Annotated in this window: 12 protein-coding genes; all 12 read left to right on the top strand. The window is 71.6% G+C overall.

Features of this window, described 5'->3' with window-relative positions; genetic code table 11:
* The first annotated feature begins 155 nt into the window (after window positions 1-155).
* The 12 genes from ACZ56V_RS00430 (at window position 156) to ACZ56V_RS00375 (ending at window position 14,943) form a co-directional block, all read left to right on the top strand.
* Window positions 156-1,448 carry a homoserine dehydrogenase gene (locus ACZ56V_RS00430; RefSeq protein ID WP_198601373.1) on the top strand — a complete coding sequence of 431 codons (1,293 nt, stop codon included), beginning with the start codon at window positions 156-158 and terminating at the stop codon, window positions 1,446-1,448.
* A gap of 6 nt (window positions 1,449-1,454) precedes the next feature.
* Window positions 1,455-2,513 (top strand): threonine synthase, encoded by a 1,059-nt coding sequence (thrC, locus tag ACZ56V_RS00425; RefSeq protein WP_059301448.1) that lies wholly within the window; start codon window positions 1,455-1,457, stop codon window positions 2,511-2,513.
* A 316-nt stretch (window positions 2,514-2,829) separates the two neighbouring features.
* The gene (thrB, locus tag ACZ56V_RS00420) at window positions 2,830-3,759 is read left to right on the top strand and encodes a homoserine kinase (RefSeq protein ID WP_398912946.1); all 930 of its coding nucleotides are present in this window, start codon (window positions 2,830-2,832) and stop codon (window positions 3,757-3,759) included.
* A 429-nt stretch (window positions 3,760-4,188) separates the two neighbouring features.
* A complete protein-coding gene (rho, locus tag ACZ56V_RS00415) occupies window positions 4,189-6,261 on the top strand; it encodes a transcription termination factor Rho (protein ID WP_468938077.1) in 2,073 nt (690 codons plus the stop codon).
* Window positions 6,262-6,475: 214 nt separating this feature from the next.
* Window positions 6,476-8,266: a trypsin-like serine protease gene (locus ACZ56V_RS00410; RefSeq protein ID WP_468938074.1), complete on the top strand. Its 1,791-nt coding sequence runs from the start codon at window positions 6,476-6,478 to the stop codon at window positions 8,264-8,266.
* A gap of 346 nt (window positions 8,267-8,612) precedes the next feature.
* A complete protein-coding gene (locus ACZ56V_RS00405) occupies window positions 8,613-9,761 on the top strand; it encodes an LCP family protein (RefSeq protein WP_468938073.1) in 1,149 nt (382 codons plus the stop codon).
* Between the two features lie 173 nt (window positions 9,762-9,934).
* Window positions 9,935-10,156: a 50S ribosomal protein L31 gene (gene rpmE, locus ACZ56V_RS00400; RefSeq protein WP_015657814.1), complete on the top strand. Its 222-nt coding sequence runs from the start codon at window positions 9,935-9,937 to the stop codon at window positions 10,154-10,156.
* A gap of 109 nt (window positions 10,157-10,265) precedes the next feature.
* On the top strand, window positions 10,266-11,342 hold the full coding sequence (prfA, locus tag ACZ56V_RS00395; RefSeq protein ID WP_398912939.1) for a peptide chain release factor 1: 1,077 nt from the start codon (window positions 10,266-10,268) through the stop codon (window positions 11,340-11,342).
* A gap of 51 nt (window positions 11,343-11,393) precedes the next feature.
* Window positions 11,394-12,239 (top strand): peptide chain release factor N(5)-glutamine methyltransferase, encoded by an 846-nt coding sequence (gene prmC / locus ACZ56V_RS00390; RefSeq protein ID WP_104631696.1) that lies wholly within the window; start codon window positions 11,394-11,396, stop codon window positions 12,237-12,239.
* Window positions 12,240-12,295: 56 nt separating this feature from the next.
* Window positions 12,296-12,943 carry an L-threonylcarbamoyladenylate synthase gene (locus tag ACZ56V_RS00385; protein ID WP_059301456.1) on the top strand — a complete coding sequence of 216 codons (648 nt, stop codon included), beginning with the start codon at window positions 12,296-12,298 and terminating at the stop codon, window positions 12,941-12,943.
* A complete protein-coding gene (locus ACZ56V_RS00380) occupies window positions 12,940-13,620 on the top strand; it encodes an arsenate reductase/protein-tyrosine-phosphatase family protein (RefSeq protein ID WP_358742204.1) in 681 nt (226 codons plus the stop codon). Before ACZ56V_RS00385 ends, ACZ56V_RS00380 begins: the two co-directional genes overlap by 4 nt.
* A 66-nt stretch (window positions 13,621-13,686) precedes the next feature.
* The gene (locus ACZ56V_RS00375) at window positions 13,687-14,943 is read left to right on the top strand and encodes a serine hydroxymethyltransferase (protein ID WP_467381603.1); all 1,257 of its coding nucleotides are present in this window, start codon (window positions 13,687-13,689) and stop codon (window positions 14,941-14,943) included.
* Window positions 14,944-15,065: the final 122 nt, after the last annotated feature.

Raw genomic sequence — 15,065 nt, 5'->3', positions numbered from 1 at the left:
GAGCCCCTGAGGGAGGAGGGGGCGGGTGAAGATCTTCCGGTCCGCGACCCCTCCGAAAATGAAATAAACGTCTCACGATCCGGACGAAAGGCAGAAAATCCCGTCCGGTGCGTGAGACTGGTCCCACCGTAGACGGTAAGAGGAAACGAGGTCGGATGATGCGTACGCGTCCGCTGAAGGTGGCGCTGCTGGGCTGTGGAGTGGTCGGCTCAGAGGTGGCGCGCATCATGACGACGCACGCCGCCGACCTCGCCGCCCGGATCGGGGCCCCGGTGGAGCTCGCGGGTGTCGCCGTACGGCGGCCCGACAAGGTGCGCGAGGGCATCGACCCGGCCCTCGTGACCACCGACGCCACCGCCCTCGTCAAGCGGGGGGACATCGACGTCGTCGTCGAGGTCATCGGCGGGATCGAGCCCGCGCGGACGCTCATCACCACCGCCTTCGCCCACGGCGCCTCCGTGGTCTCCGCCAACAAGGCGCTCATCGCCCAGGACGGCGCCGCCCTGCACGCCGCCGCCGACGAGCACGGCAGGGACCTGTACTACGAGGCCGCCGTCGCCGGTGCCATCCCGCTGATCCGGCCGCTGCGCGAGTCCCTCGCCGGCGACAAGGTCAACCGGGTGCTCGGCATCGTGAACGGGACGACCAACTTCATCCTCGACGCCATGGACACGACCGGGGCGGGTTATCAGGAGGCCCTCGACGAGGCCACCGCCCTCGGGTACGCGGAGGCCGACCCGACCGCCGACGTCGAGGGCTTCGACGCCGCCGCCAAGGCCGCCATCCTCGCCGGGATCGCCTTCCACACGCGCGTGCGCCTCGACGACGTCTACCGCGAGGGCATGACCGAGGTCACCGCGGCCGACTTCGCCTCCGCCAGGGAGATGGGCTGCACCATCAAGCTGCTCGCCATCTGCGAGCGGGCGGCGGACGGGGGATCGGTCACCGCGCGCGTGCATCCCGCGATGATCCCGCTCAGCCACCCGCTGGCCAACGTGCGCGAGGCCTACAACGCCGTGTTCGTGGAGTCCGAGGCCGCCGGACAGCTCATGTTCTACGGGCCCGGCGCCGGCGGCTCCCCGACCGCCTCCGCCGTGCTCGGCGACCTCGTCGCCGTGTGCCGCAACCGGATCGGCGGAGCCACCGGACCCGGCGAGTCCGCGTACGCGGCGCTGCCCGTCTCCCCGATGGGCGATGTCGTCACGCGCTACCACATCAGCCTCGACGTGGCCGACAAACCGGGCGTGCTCGCCCAGGTCGCGACCGTGTTCGCGGAGCACGGTGTCTCCATCGACACCGTGCGGCAGTCCGGCAAGGACGGCGAGGCATCCCTCGTCGTCGTCACCCATCGCGCGTCCGACGCCGCCCTCGGCGGTACGGTCGAGGCGCTGCGCAAGCTCGACACCGTGCGGGGTGTCGCCAGCATCATGCGGGTTGAAGGAGAGTAACCAGCAATGACCCACCAGTGGCGCGGAATCATCGAGGAGTACCGGGACCGGCTGCCCGTCTCCGACAGCACGCCCGTCGTGACGCTCCGCGAGGGCGGCACCCCGCTCGTGCCCGCGCAGGTGCTCTCCGAGCGCACGGGCTGCGAGGTCCACCTCAAGGTCGAGGGGGCGAACCCGACCGGGTCCTTCAAGGACCGCGGCATGACCATGGCCATCAGCAAGGCCAAGGAGGAGGGTGCGCAGGCCGTCATCTGCGCCTCCACCGGCAACACCTCCGCCTCCGCCGCCGCCTACGGCGTGCGCGCGGGCATGGTCTCCGCCGTGCTCGTACCGCAGGGCAAGATCGCGCTCGGCAAGATGGGCCAGGCCCTCGTGCACGGTGCGAAGATCCTCCAGGTCGACGGCAACTTCGACGACTGCCTCACGCTGGCCCGTGCGCTCAGCGACAACTACCCGGTGGCACTGGTCAATTCGGTCAACCCGGTGCGTATCGAGGGGCAGAAGACGGCCGCCTTCGAGATCGTGGACATGCTCGGCGACGCGCCCGACATCCACGTCCTGCCGGTGGGCAACGCGGGCAACATCACCGCGTACTGGAAGGGTTACCAGGAGTACGCCGCCGACAAGGTCAGCACGAAGCGGCCCCGCATGTGGGGGTTCCAGGCCTCCGGCAGTGCCCCGATCGTGCGCGGCGAGGTCGTCAAGGACCCGTCGACCATCGCCACCGCCATCCGGATCGGCAACCCCGCCTCGTGGGACTTCGCGCTCGCCGCGCGCGACGAGTCGGGCGGCGCCATCGACGAGGTGACGGACCGTGAGATCCTGCGCGCCTACCGGCTGTTGGCCTCCCAGGAGGGCGTCTTCGTGGAGCCCGCGTCCGCCGCGTCGGTGGCCGGTCTGCTGAAGGCCGCCGAGCAGGGCAAGGTCGACCCGGGGCAGCGCATCGTGTGCACCGTCACCGGCAACGGGCTGAAGGACCCGGACTGGGCCGTCGCGGGCGCCCCGCAGCCGGTCACCGTCCCGGTCGACGCGGCGACCGCGGCCGAGCGGCTCGGCCTGGTCTGAGCGGTTCGGCCCGCTCCGAGCGCCGTACCCGTGCGACGCGACCGGCGTAAGAGGGCGTAAGCGACGCCCGGCCGGGAATGCCACCGACAGGGGGTGCACAGGGGGCTTACGACACGCATCGTGCGCCTCCTGTGCGCCCTATGTCGCCACAGAACCTTCCTTCGATAGGCTGTACCTAACCCGCCTGCCGCATATGCCGCGGTGCCGCGCCGTCCCCACGTCGCGCCCAGGGTTCGGTACGTCACCGTCATCGAATGTCATTCGACAGTCACGCCAGTTCTCGACAGTCACGCAGCTCAAGGAGAGTCATCGAGCGATGGCCGGTCCAGCCTTCCGCGCCGCCGCCGTCAGGGTGCGCGTCCCCGCCACCAGCGCCAATCTCGGCCCGGGCTTCGACGCCCTCGGCCTCGCGCTGGGTCTCTACGACGACGTGGTCGTCCGGGTGGCCGACTCCGGGCTGCACATCGACATCGCCGGTGAGGGCAGCGAGACCCTCCCGCGCGACGAGAAGCACCTCCTCGTCCGCTCCCTGCGCACCGCCTTCGACCTGCTCGGCGGACAGCCGCGCGGCCTGGAGATCGTCTGCGCCAACCGCATCCCGCACGGCCGCGGCCTCGGTTCCTCCTCCGCGGCCATCTGCGCCGGCATCGTCGCCGCGCGCGCGGTGACCATAGGCGGCGAGGCCCGCCTCGACGACGCCGCGCTGCTCGACCTCGCCACCGAGATCGAGGGCCACCCCGACAACGTGGCGGCCTGTCTGCTGGGCGGTTTCACCCTGTCCTGGATGGAGTCCGGCGCCGCCCGGGCGATCAGGATGGAGCCCGCCGATTCCATCGTTCCGGTGGTTTTCGTGCCCGGGAAGCCGGTCCTGACCCAGACCGCGCGCGGACTGCTCCCGCGCAGCGTCCCGCACGTCGACGCCGCCGCCAACGCCGGCCGCGCCGCGCTGCTCGTCGAGGCCCTCACCCGGCGCCCCGAGCTGCTGCTGCCGGCCACCGAGGACCGCCTGCACCAGGAGTACCGGGCACCGGCCATGCCGGAGAGCGCGGCGCTGGTGGAAAGGCTGCGTGGTGACGGCATCCCCGCGGTGATCTCGGGCGCCGGACCCACGGTGATGGCACTGGCCGACGCCGACACGGCCGACAAGGTCGAGGCGCTGGCCGGAACGGACTGGGCGGCCAACCGGCTCGGCCTGGACCAGCAGGGCGCGATCGTCCTGCCCCTGGCGACCGCCAGTGACACCTGACGCGGACGGTTGCCGGATTTCGAGAGGGGGAATGTTTGTTGGATCCGGTAGTGTTAACCTCAAGTCTGCACCCGACCCCACCATGGCGAGGTGCCTCGTGTCCCCGTCCGGGACAGACATTCTTCCGGGAGCCCCCCAAGCCGCATTGTGCAGTGGATGTCGTACGTGATCAGTACGGCCATCACGGGCATTGAGCGGCCCGTCAGAGGGGGTTACCCCCTCTGGGGGAGTTTCGGAACCGGTGCGACCACGCCGCCTGACACAGACACCGGGTGCCACGGCTAGGGGAAGCGCCATCACCAGATATCTCTTCCGCCGTTCAGGCGGACCACCGCCCCGGCACGGTTCGCACAGCAAGGACCGAAGCCGGACAGCACAACCGGTCGCCGAGCCAGACAGGCCGACGTCCGCTCCAGGGAAGGACCCTTCGTGAGCGACACCACCGATCTGATGGGCGCACGTGTCGAGGAGACCGCTGCCGCGCCCGCCACGGACGCCTCCGCGCCTGCCACCGGTGCCGGCTCCCGGCGGCGCCGCGGTACCGGCCTCGAGGGCATGGTGCTGGCCGAGCTGCAGCAGGTCGCATCCGGCCTCGGCATCAGGGGCACCGCGCGTATGCGCAAGAGCCAGCTGATCGAGGTCATCAAGGAGGCGCAGGCCGCGGGGGGAGCCCCCGCCAAGGCCGCGCCCGCCGCGGACACCGCCGGCGAGACCAAGCCGAAGCGCCGCAGCACCTCCCGGACCCGTACGGGCGACGAGGCACCCGCCGAGAAGGCGGAGAAGGCCGGCAAGGCCGACAAGAAGGCGGACAAGGCGGCCGCCGACAAGGCCGCCCAGCAGCAGATCGACATCCCCGGTCAGCCGTCCCCCAAGGTCAACGCCTCGGCCGAGCAGGCCGCCCCCGCCGACGACGCCCCCTCCGAGCGCCGTCGTCGCCGGGCCACTGCCGACGCGGGCAGCCCGTCCGGCGGCACCGACACGGTGGCCGTCGAGACCCGCGCCGAGCCGAAGGCCGACGCCTCCGCCGCGCAGCAGCAGACGCAGGGCCACCAGGGCCAGGGCGACGCCCGTTCCGACGGCGAGGGCGGCGAGGGCCGCCGTCGCGACCGCCGTGACCGCGGTGAGCGTGGCGACCGCGGCGGCCGCGACCGGCGCAACAAGGGCGACGACCAGCAGAACCAGGGCGGCGGCCGCCAGGACCGTCAGCAGCAGGGCGGCGGCGGACGCCAGGACCGCCAGCAGCACGACGACGGTTACGACGACGACGGCAGCGGCCGCCGCGGACGCCGCGGGCGCTACCGGGACCGCCGGGGCCGTCGTGGACGCGACGACATCCAGCAGGAGCCGCAGATCAACGAGGACGACGTCCTCATCCCGGTCGCCGGCATCCTCGACATCCTCGACAACTACGCGTTCATCCGGACCTCCGGCTACCTGCCCGGTCCCAACGACGTGTACGTCTCCCTCGCCCAGGTCCGCAAGAACGGCCTGCGCAAGGGCGACCACCTCACCGGTGCCGTGCGCCAGCCCAAGGAGGGCGAGCGCCGCGAGAAGTTCAACGCGCTGGTGCGCCTGGACTCCGTCAACGGCATGGCCCCCGAACACGGCCGCGGCCGGCCGGAGTTCAACAAGCTGACGCCGCTGTACCCGCAGGACCGCCTCCGCCTGGAGACGGACCCGGGCGTCCTCACCACCCGCATCATCGACCTGGTCGCGCCGATCGGCAAGGGCCAGCGCGGTCTGATCGTGGCCCCGCCGAAGACCGGCAAGACCATGATCATGCAGGCGATCGCCAACGCGATCACGCACAACAACCCCGAGTGCCACCTGATGGTCGTCCTGGTCGACGAGCGTCCGGAAGAGGTCACCGACATGCAGCGGTCGGTGAAGGGCGAGGTCATCTCCTCGACCTTCGACCGCCCGGCCGAGGACCACACCACGGTCGCCGAGCTGGCCATCGAGCGCGCCAAGCGCCTGGTGGAGCTGGGTCACGACGTCGTCGTGCTGCTCGACTCGATCACGCGTCTGGGCCGTGCGTACAACCTCGCCGCCCCGGCCTCCGGCCGTATCCTGTCCGGTGGTGTCGACTCGACCGCCCTGTACCCGCCGAAGCGCTTCTTCGGTGCGGCCCGCAACATCGAGGACGGCGGTTCGCTGACCATCCTCGCCACCGCGCTGGTGGACACCGGGTCCCGCATGGACGAGGTCATCTTCGAGGAGTTCAAGGGCACCGGCAACGCCGAGCTCAAGCTCGACCGGAAGCTCGCCGACAAGCGCATCTTCCCCGCGGTGGACGTGGACGCGTCCGGTACCCGTAAGGAAGAGATCCTGCTCGGCAGCGACGAACTCGCCATCACCTGGAAGCTGCGCCGGGTGCTGCACGCCCTGGACCAGCAGCAGGCGATCGAGCTGCTCCTCGACAAGATGAAGCAGACGAAGTCGAACGCCGAGTTCCTGATGCAGATCCAGAAGACGACTCCGACGCCCGGCAACGGCGACTGAGTCACCGCCGGCCCGACAGCCGTACGGAAGTCCCGCTTCGTCACACCGGTGACGGGGCGGGACTTCCGGCTTGTCGGGCTTGTAGGATCAGCGCACTGCAGTGGGGGGGGAACGTATTTTCGGATACGCCCACAGGGTGATCAGTGCTGCCTTCACGCGCCCGCACCCGGGGGCCGTTCTCTCCTGCCTGCGTCTACCGCGACAGGAGACCTGAGTGACATCTACCCCTCGAAGAGCCCGGCTGGCTCTTCCCGCGGCCACCGCCGCACTCGCCCTGTCGGGCGCGGTCCTCGCGGCCGTCCCCGCCCAGGCGTCCGGCGGGACCCCCGTCCCGCCCCGGCCGGCCGTCACCGAACGGCCCGCCACCGCGTCCCCCGCCGAGCTGGCGCAGCGCGCCATGGACTCCGGGGCCGCCCTCAAGAACGGCACCGCGACCGCTCCCGGCGCGCAGCCGGAGGCCACCGCGAGCACCGGGGCCCCGTCCGGCCGGGTCGACCCGAAGATCATCGGCGGCAAGGACGCGTCGATCTCCGAGGCGCCGTGGATGGTGCAGCTGCACTACTACGACGACAAGGGCAACGACGACCCCGCCGACGACGAGGGCTACTTCTGCGGCGGCACCCTGGTGGCCCCGGCGAAGGTCCTGACCGCCGCGCACTGCGTGTACGGCCTGGACTGGACGGAAAACGGGACCATCGTCGCCGGCACCGCCCAGCTCCCCGACGACACGGGCCTGCACGGCGGCCGGCCCGTCGGCGTATGGCGCCAATGGGTCAACCCCACGTACCGGCCGAGCACCACCTCGGGCGGCGACCTGGCGGTGCTCACGCTGACCGAGGCGCTGCCGTACAAGACTCTGCGGCCCACGACGAGCGGCGACACCGCCTCCTACGCCAACGGCACCCCGGCGACGGTCTACGGCTGGGGGCGCACCAGCTCCACCAGCCAGGACATCTCGCCGACGCTGAGGAAGGCGACCGTGCCGATGCGCCCGGACGCCTCCTGCACCTCGTTCTGGGGCTCCGACTTCGTGCCCGGCCAGATGGCCTGCGCCGGTGACGCGGCCTCGGGGCAGGACGCCGGTACGGTCTCCCCGTGCAACGGCGACTCCGGCGGCCCGCTCGTGGTCAACGGCCGGATCGCCGGAGTGGTGTCCTGGGGCGTCGAGGACTGCGTCGCATCGGGCGCCTACGCCGTCTACGCCAAGGTCAGCTCCTACGTCGGCGAGGTCAACTCCCGCGTCGACGACACCGACCTCGACTTCGACGGCCTGGCGGACCTGTTCGCACGCACCCCCGGCGGGGAGGCGTACGAGTACTACTCCGTCGGCGACGGAGCGCCCTACCTGGCCAACCGACTCTCGCTCGGCGACTGGGGCGGGGTGAACCTGGTGCGCCAGGGCGACCTGGACCGCGACTTCTACCAGGACTACGTGTACCGCGCCTCGGACGGCGTGCTGTACACCCTCGCCTTCGACGGGGTCGACAGCTACGAGTCGATCCGGGTCGGCGGCGGCTGGAACGCGATGAAGGACCTCCGCGTCCCGGGCGACCTCTCCGGCGACGCCCTGCCCGACCTGGTCGCCAAGGACAAGGACGGCGTCCTGTGGCTCTACCCCGGCAAGGGCGACGGCACCTTCGGCAGCCGTGTCCGGATCGGCGGCGGCTGGGCCTCGTTCACGATCACCGGCAAGGGCGACTACAACCGCGACGGCAGGTCCGACCTGCTGGCGCGGGACGGCTCGGGCGTCCTGTGGCTGTACCCGGGCACCGGGAAGGCCGCGCCGGCGCTCGGCAGCCGGGTCAAGGTCGGCGGCGGCTGGAGCGCCTACAGTGCCCTCGCCACCGCCGGTGACACCACCGGGGACGGCAGGCCCGACCTGCTGGCCCGCGACAGCTCCGGTGTGATGTGGCTGTACAAGGGCACCGGCGCCTCGGGCACGGCCACGTTCAAGACCCGGGTCCGGGTCGGCGGCGGCTGGAACGCGTTCAACCTCTTCGGCTGAGCGGACGATCCCCGCGGGGCCGCCTCCCCTCCGGGGGCGGCCCCTTCGCCGTTCGGCCGGGCCGCGGCTGCGACCTTCGCCACACGCGCCGGCCCGGAGCCCGTCCCCGGCAGTACGGACCGGTGCCCGCGGAATCCCAGGTCAGCGCTGCGGGCCCCGGAGCACCGGACACGCTCCGTCACCGTTTCCCCACCGGGTCGCCACAGACCGTTGTGCAACCCTGTCCCGAGTTCCGCCGTCTGAGCTACGGAGGGACCATGGTGAGGTACCGGCGCCGAATCCGCGGAGCCGACCGACCCGACCCTGAGCGCAGGGGGTAACCGACCGGACGAACACCGAGGAGCCCATGTCCGCCGAGAGCACGCCGGATCCCGCGATACCCGGCCCCGGCCAGTCCCGCACCCCCGGCCACGGCCGCCGGGGCAAGGGCCGCCGCCGCAAGCCCACGGCCAAGCGGCGCAAGGCCCTGCTCGTCGCGGCCTGGAGCGCCGCGGGCATCGTGGTCCTGGGCGGCACCGGAGCCGGAGTCCTGTACTTCAAGCTCAACGGCAACCTCACGAGCGTCGACATCGACCAGGCGCTCGGCGCCGACCGGCCCGAGAAGGCCGACAACGGCTCGGAGAACATCCTGGTCCTGGGCTCCGACACCCGTTCCGGCGGCAACAAGAAGCTCGGCGGCGGCACCGACGACGGCACCGCCCGCTCGGACACGGCGATGATCGTGCACGTCTACAAGGGCCACAAGAAGGCCAGCGTGGTCTCCATCCCGCGCGACACCCTCATCGACCGGCCCGACTGCACCGACACCGACGGCGCCGAGCACCCCGCCGCCGACGGCGTGATGTTCAACTCCGCCTACTCCACCGGCGGCGCCGCCTGCGCCGTCAAGACCGTCGAGTCGATCAGCGGCCTGCGCATGGACCACTACCTGGAGGTCGACTTCAGCGGCTTCCAGAACCTCATCGACGACCTCGGCGGCGTCCAGGTCACCACCACCGCGGACATCAAGGACCCCGACAGCCACCTCGACCTCACGGCCGGCACCCACCGGCTCGACGGCGAGCAGGCCCTCGGCCTGGTCCGCACCCGGCACGGCGTCGGCGACGGCTCCGACCTCGGCCGCATCCAGCTCCAGCAGGCCTTCGTCAAGGCCCTCGTCCACCAGGTCAAGGACATCGGCCTGCTCGGCAACCCCAAGAAGCTGTACGACATCGCCGACACCGCCACCAAGACCGTCACCACCGACTCCGACCTGGGCTCGGTGAACTCCCTGATGTCCTTCGCGAGCGGCCTGAAGGGCATCGGCCCGGACAAGATGCACATGGTCACCATGCCGGTGATCTACGACCCCGCCGACGCCAACCGCGTCCTGGTCGAGAAGGACAAGGCCCAGCAGGTCTGGACGGCCCTGCGGAACGACCGCCCGATCCCGAAGTCGGCCACGGAGGGCACGGCCACGGGTGAAGCGAAGGGCGTGGTGAACAGCGCCCCGTAAGGGGCGCGGGGAACTGCGCGACCAGCCCCCACCGGCCCGCGGGGAATAGACAACCGCAACCCCCGGTTTTGGGGGATGGCGCCAGTCCTGGCAGACTGGTACGTCGGCTCCGGTTCACGCTTCCGCATCCCGCGGCTGCGACCCGGCGCCCTCCCGGAACAGTAGGAGACACCTTGAAGCGCGACATCCACCCCGAGTACGTCGAGACGCAGGTCAGCTGCACCTGTGGCGCGTCGTTCACCACCCGCAGCACCATCGAGTCCGGCACCATCCGGGCCGAGGTCTGCTCCGAGTGCCACCCGTTCTACACGGGCAAGCAGAAGATCCTCGACACCGGTGGCCGCGTGGCCCGCTTCGAGGCCCGCTTCGGCAAGGCTGCCGGCTCCAAGAAGTAGCGAGCCTCCAACCGCCGGTCCACGGCCGCATCCCCTCCGCGGGGAGCGCCGGGACCGGCGTTTTTGGTCGCCCGCCTTCCCCTTCCCAAGCAGTAAGCAGGAGCCCAAGATGTTCGAGGCCGTCGAGGATCTCGTCGCCGAGCACGCCGACCTGGAGAAGAAGCTCGCCGACCCGTCGGTCCACTCCGACCAGGCCAACGCGCGCAAGCTGAACAAGCGGTACGCCGAGCTGACCCCGATCGTCGCCACGTTCCGCTCCTGGAAGCAGACCGGCGACGACATCGAGACCGCGCGCGAGTTCGCCGCCGACGACCCCGACTTCGCCGCCGAGGTCAAGGAGCTGGACAAGCAGCGCGAGGAACTCACCGAGAAGCTGCGCCTGCTGCTGGTCCCGCGCGACCCCAGCGACGACAAGGACGTCATCCTCGAGATCAAGGCCGGCGCCGGCGGCGACGAGTCGGCGCTCTTCGCCGGCGACCTGCTGCGCATGTACCTGCGGTACGCCGAGCGGGTCGGCTGGAAGACCGAGATCATCGACTCCACCGAGTCCGAGCTGGGCGGCTACAAGGACGTCCAGGTCGCCGTGAAGACCAAGGGCGGCCAGGGCGCCACCGAGCCCGGCCAGGGCGTCTGGGCGCGGCTGAAGTACGAGGGCGGCGTGCACCGCGTGCAGCGGGTGCCGGCCACCGAGTCACAGGGCCGCATCCACACCTCCGCGGCGGGTGTCCTCGTGACCCCCGAGGCCGAGGAGATCGACGTCGAGATCAACCCCAACGACCTCCGCATCGACGTCTACCGGTCGTCGGGGCCCGGCGGCCAGTCCGTCAACACCACCGACTCCGCCGTGCGCATCACGCACATCCCGACCGGAGTCGTCGCCTCCTGCCAGAACGAGAAGAGCCAGCTGCAGAACAAGGAGCAGGCGATGCGTATCCTGCGCTCCAGGCTGCTCGCGGCGGCGCAGGAGGAGGCGGAGAAGGAGGCCGCGGACGCCCGGCGCAGCCAGGTCCGCACCGTCGACCGCTCCGAGAAGATCCGCACGTACAACTTCCCGGAGAACCGCATCTCGGACCACCGCGTCGGCTTCAAGGCGTACAACCTGGACCAGGTCCTGGACGGCGACCTCGACTCGGTGATCCAGGCCTGCGTCGACGCGGACTCGGCGGCCAAGCTCGCCGCCGCCTGAGCGTCGCCGCACCACCCGCACCGGACCACAGCTCAGCCCCGGAGGACCAGCGTGAACCTGCTGCTCATGGAGGTGGCCCAGGCCACCCAGCGGCTGGCCGACGCCGGCGTGCCCTCGCCGCGCACCGACGCGGAGGAACTCGCCGCGTATCTGCACGGCGTCAAGCGGGGCGAGCTGCACACCGTGCCGGACGCGGAGTTCGACGCCCGGTACTGGGAGGTCGTCGCCCGGCGTGAGGCGCGTGAGCCCCTCCAGCACATCACCGGCCGCGCCTACTTCCGCTACCTGGAACTCCAGGTCGGCCCCGGCGTCTTCGTGCCCCGCCCCGAGACCGAGTCGGTCGTCGGCTGGGCCATAGACGCGGTGCGCGCCATGGACGTCGTCGAGCCGTGCATCGTCGACCTGTGCACCGGCTCCGGCGCCATCGCGCTCGCGCTCGCCCAGGAGGTGCCGCGCTCCCGCGTGCACGCCGTGGAGCTGTCCGAGGACGCCCTCAGATGGACGCGCAAGAACATGGAGGGGTCCAGGGTCGACCTGCGCCAGGGAGACGCCCTGACCGCCTTCCCCGACCTCGACGGCCAGGTCGACCTGGTCGTCTCCAACCCGCCGTACATCCCGCTCACCGAGTGGGAGTACGTCGCCCCCGAGGCCCGCGACCACGATCCCGAGCTGGCCCTGTTCTCCGGCGAGGACGGCCTCGACCTGATCCGCGGCCTGGAACGCACCGCGCACCGCCTGCTGCGCCCCGGCGGCGTGGTCGTCGTCGAGCACGCCGACACCCAGGGCGGCCAGGTGCCGTGGATCTTCACCGAGGAGCGGGGCTGGGCCGACGCGGCCGACCACCCCGACCTCAACAACCGGCCCAGGTTCGCGACCGCCCGCAAGGCACTGCCGTGAGCGACCGCACCCCGCTGACTTCGATCCCGCAGTACGTGTACGAGGAGGCCCGCTAAATGGCACGGCGATACGACACCAACGACTCGACCGACCGAGTGACCGGTCTGCGCGAGGCAGCGTCCGCCGTCCGCCGTGGCGAGCTCGTGGTGCTGCCGACGGACACCGTGTACGGCATCGGCGCGGACGCCTTCGCCCCGGAGGCCGTCGGCGACCTGCTGGAGGCCAAGGGCCGCGGACGCAACATGCCCTCGCCCGTCCTCATCGGCTCGCCGAACACCCTGCACGGCCTGGTCACTGACTTCTCCGAGATGGCCTGGGAACTGGTCGACGCCTTCTGGCCCGGCGCGCTGACCCTGGTCGCCAAGCACCAGCCGTCGCTGCAGTGGGACCTCGGCGAGACCCGCGGCACGGTCGCCGTGCGGATGCCGCTGCACCCCGTCGCCATCGAGCTGCTCACCGAGGTCGGCCCGATGGCCGTCTCCTCCGCCAACCTGACCGGCCACCCGGCCCCCGAGGACTGCGACGCCGCCCAGCAGATGCTCGGCGACTCCGTCTCCGTCTACCTCGACGGCGGGCCCACGCCCGGCATCGTCCCGTCGTCCATCGTCGACGTCACCCGCGAGGTGCCCGTCCTGCTGCGTGCGGGCGCGCTGTCGGCGGAGGAGCTGCGCAAGGTGGTACCCGACCTCGAGGTGGCGAATTGACGGCCCCTGAGACGGGGCGTGGCATAGGCAACGGGGAACGCGCCGCGGAGATCACGACCACGTTCGTCGGACTCCCGCGCGACAGCTTCCGCATCCTCCACGTCAGCACCGGAAACGTCTGCCGCTCGCCCATCACCGAGCGGCTGACCCGGCACGCGGTGCAGGAGCGGCTCGGCGTGCTGGGCGGCGGCCTGATCGTGGAGAGCGCCGGCACCTGGGGCCACGAAGGCGCCCCCATGGAGGCGAACGCCGAGACGGTCCTCACGGACTTCGGCGCCGACCCCGCCGGCTTCACCGGCCGCGAGCTGCTCGACGAGCACGTGATCCGCGCCGACCTGGTGCTCACCGCGACCCGCGACCACCGGGCCCAGGTCATCTCCATGGGCCACTCGGCGGGCCTGCGCACCTTCACCCTGAAGGAGTTCACCCGTCTGGTGAACGCCATCGACCCGGCGACGCTCCCTCCCCTGGAGGACGGCGTGGTCACCCGCGCCCGCGCCCTGGTCCGCGCGGCCGCCGCGCTGCGCGGGTGGCTCCTGGCCCCCACGGTGGAGGCGGACGAGGTGTACGACCCGTACGGCGCCCCGCTGCCCTTCTTCCGGTCGATCGGCGAGGAGATACACCAGGCACTCGAACCCGTGGTGACGGCTCTGACGGGGGTTCCGGCGCGGGCGTGAGGCGGGGTGGGGCTTGCGGGCCTACATTGGTCGTACGTCACCGTCGACGCATGCCCGGAGCGCACCATGTCGGTCACCCACGACATCCTCGAGGCCGATGACAGCTCGCTCGGCGTCCTGCTGCGCCAGGACCCCGAGCTGGCCGAGATCCTGTTCGCCGAAGGCCGCCGGCAGTCGACGACCCTCCAGCTGATCGCCGCCGAGAACTTCACGTCCCCCGCCGTGCTGGCCGCCCTCGGCTCGCCGCTGGCCAACAAGTACGCCGAGGGCTACCCGGGCGCCCGCCACCACGGCGGCTGCGAGATCGTCGACGTCGCCGAGCGGCTCGCCGCGGAGCGGGCCCAGGCGCTGTTCGGCGCCGACCACGCCAACGTGCAGCCGCACTCCGGCTCCTCCGCCGTGCTGGCCGCCTACGCCGCACTGCTGCGCCCCGGCGACACCGTGCTCGCCCTGGGCCTGCCGTACGGCGGCCACCTCACCCACGGCTCGCCGGGGAACTTCTCCGGCCGCTGGTTCGACTTCGTCGGCTACGGCGTGGACGCGGAGACCGGGCTGATCGACTACGACCAGGTGCGCACCCTGGCCCGCAGCCACCGCCCCAAGGCGATCGTGTGCGGCTCCATCGCCTACCCCCGCCACCTCGACCACGCCGCCTTCCGCGCCATCGCCGACGAGGTGGGCGCCTACCTCATCGCGGACGCCGCGCACCCGATCGGCCTGGTCGCCGGGGGAGCGGCGCCCAGCCCGGTGCCGTACGCCGACATCGTGTGCGCCACCACGCACAAGGTGCTGCGCGGACCTCGCGGCGGCATGATCCTGTGCGGAAGCGAACTGTCCGAGCGGGTCGACCGGGCCGTCTTCCCCTTCACCCAGGGCGGCGCCCAGATGCACACCATCGCCGCCAAGGCCGTCGCCTTCGGGGAGGCCGCCACCCCCGCCTTCGCCGCGTACGCCCACCAGGTGGTCGCCAACGCGCGGACCCTCGCGGCCCACCTGGCCGCCGAGGGACTGCTCGTCACCACCGGCGGTACGGACACCCACCTGCTCACCGTCGACCCCGCCCCGCTCGGCGTCGACGGGAAGGCGGCGCGGGGACGGCTGGCGGCGGCCGGGATCGTCCTGGACTGCTGCGCGCTGCCGCACGGCGACGCCCGTGGGCTGCGCCTGGGCACGGCGGCGGTGACCACGCAGGGCATGGGGGAGCGGGAGATGCGGGCGGTGGCCACGCTGCTCGCCGGGGTGCTCAGGGGCGACACCGAGGCCGCCGCGGCACGGGACGACGTACGGGATCTGGTCACGGAGTTTCCCCCGTATCCGGAATGAGGCAGGGTAGGCGCACACGCGTGCACAGCCGCACGTGCAACCATCGTCGCTACCCGGAAGTCCTCATCCATATGCCTGCATCGCTAGGCTGTGAGGCCGGGAATGGCCAGCGAGACCTGTGG

The sequence above is a fragment of the Streptomyces sp. NPDC034099 genome, from assembly GCF_055575415.1.
Note: the sequence above shows the minus strand (reverse complement) of the source record. Positions and strands in the feature narration are given on the sequence as shown.

Bases quoted from the DNA above. Each gene is read 5' to 3' on its own strand.
- ACZ56V_RS00430 (WP_198601373.1), top strand. From the start codon at position 156: ATGATGCGTACGCGTCCGCTGAAGGTGGCGCTGCTGGGCTGTGGAGTG.
- thrC (WP_059301448.1), top strand. From the start codon at position 1,455: ATGACCCACCAGTGGCGCGGAATCATCGAGGAGTACCGGGACCGGCTG.
- thrB (WP_398912946.1), top strand. From the start codon at position 2,830: ATGGCCGGTCCAGCCTTCCGCGCCGCCGCCGTCAGGGTGCGCGTCCCC.
- ACZ56V_RS00405 (WP_468938073.1), top strand. From the start codon at position 8,613: ATGTCCGCCGAGAGCACGCCGGATCCCGCGATACCCGGCCCCGGCCAG.
- prfA (WP_398912939.1), top strand. From the start codon at position 10,266: ATGTTCGAGGCCGTCGAGGATCTCGTCGCCGAGCACGCCGACCTGGAG.
- ACZ56V_RS00385 (WP_059301456.1), top strand. From the start codon at position 12,296: ATGGCACGGCGATACGACACCAACGACTCGACCGACCGAGTGACCGGT.
- ACZ56V_RS00375 (WP_467381603.1), top strand. From the start codon at position 13,687: ATGTCGGTCACCCACGACATCCTCGAGGCCGATGACAGCTCGCTCGGC.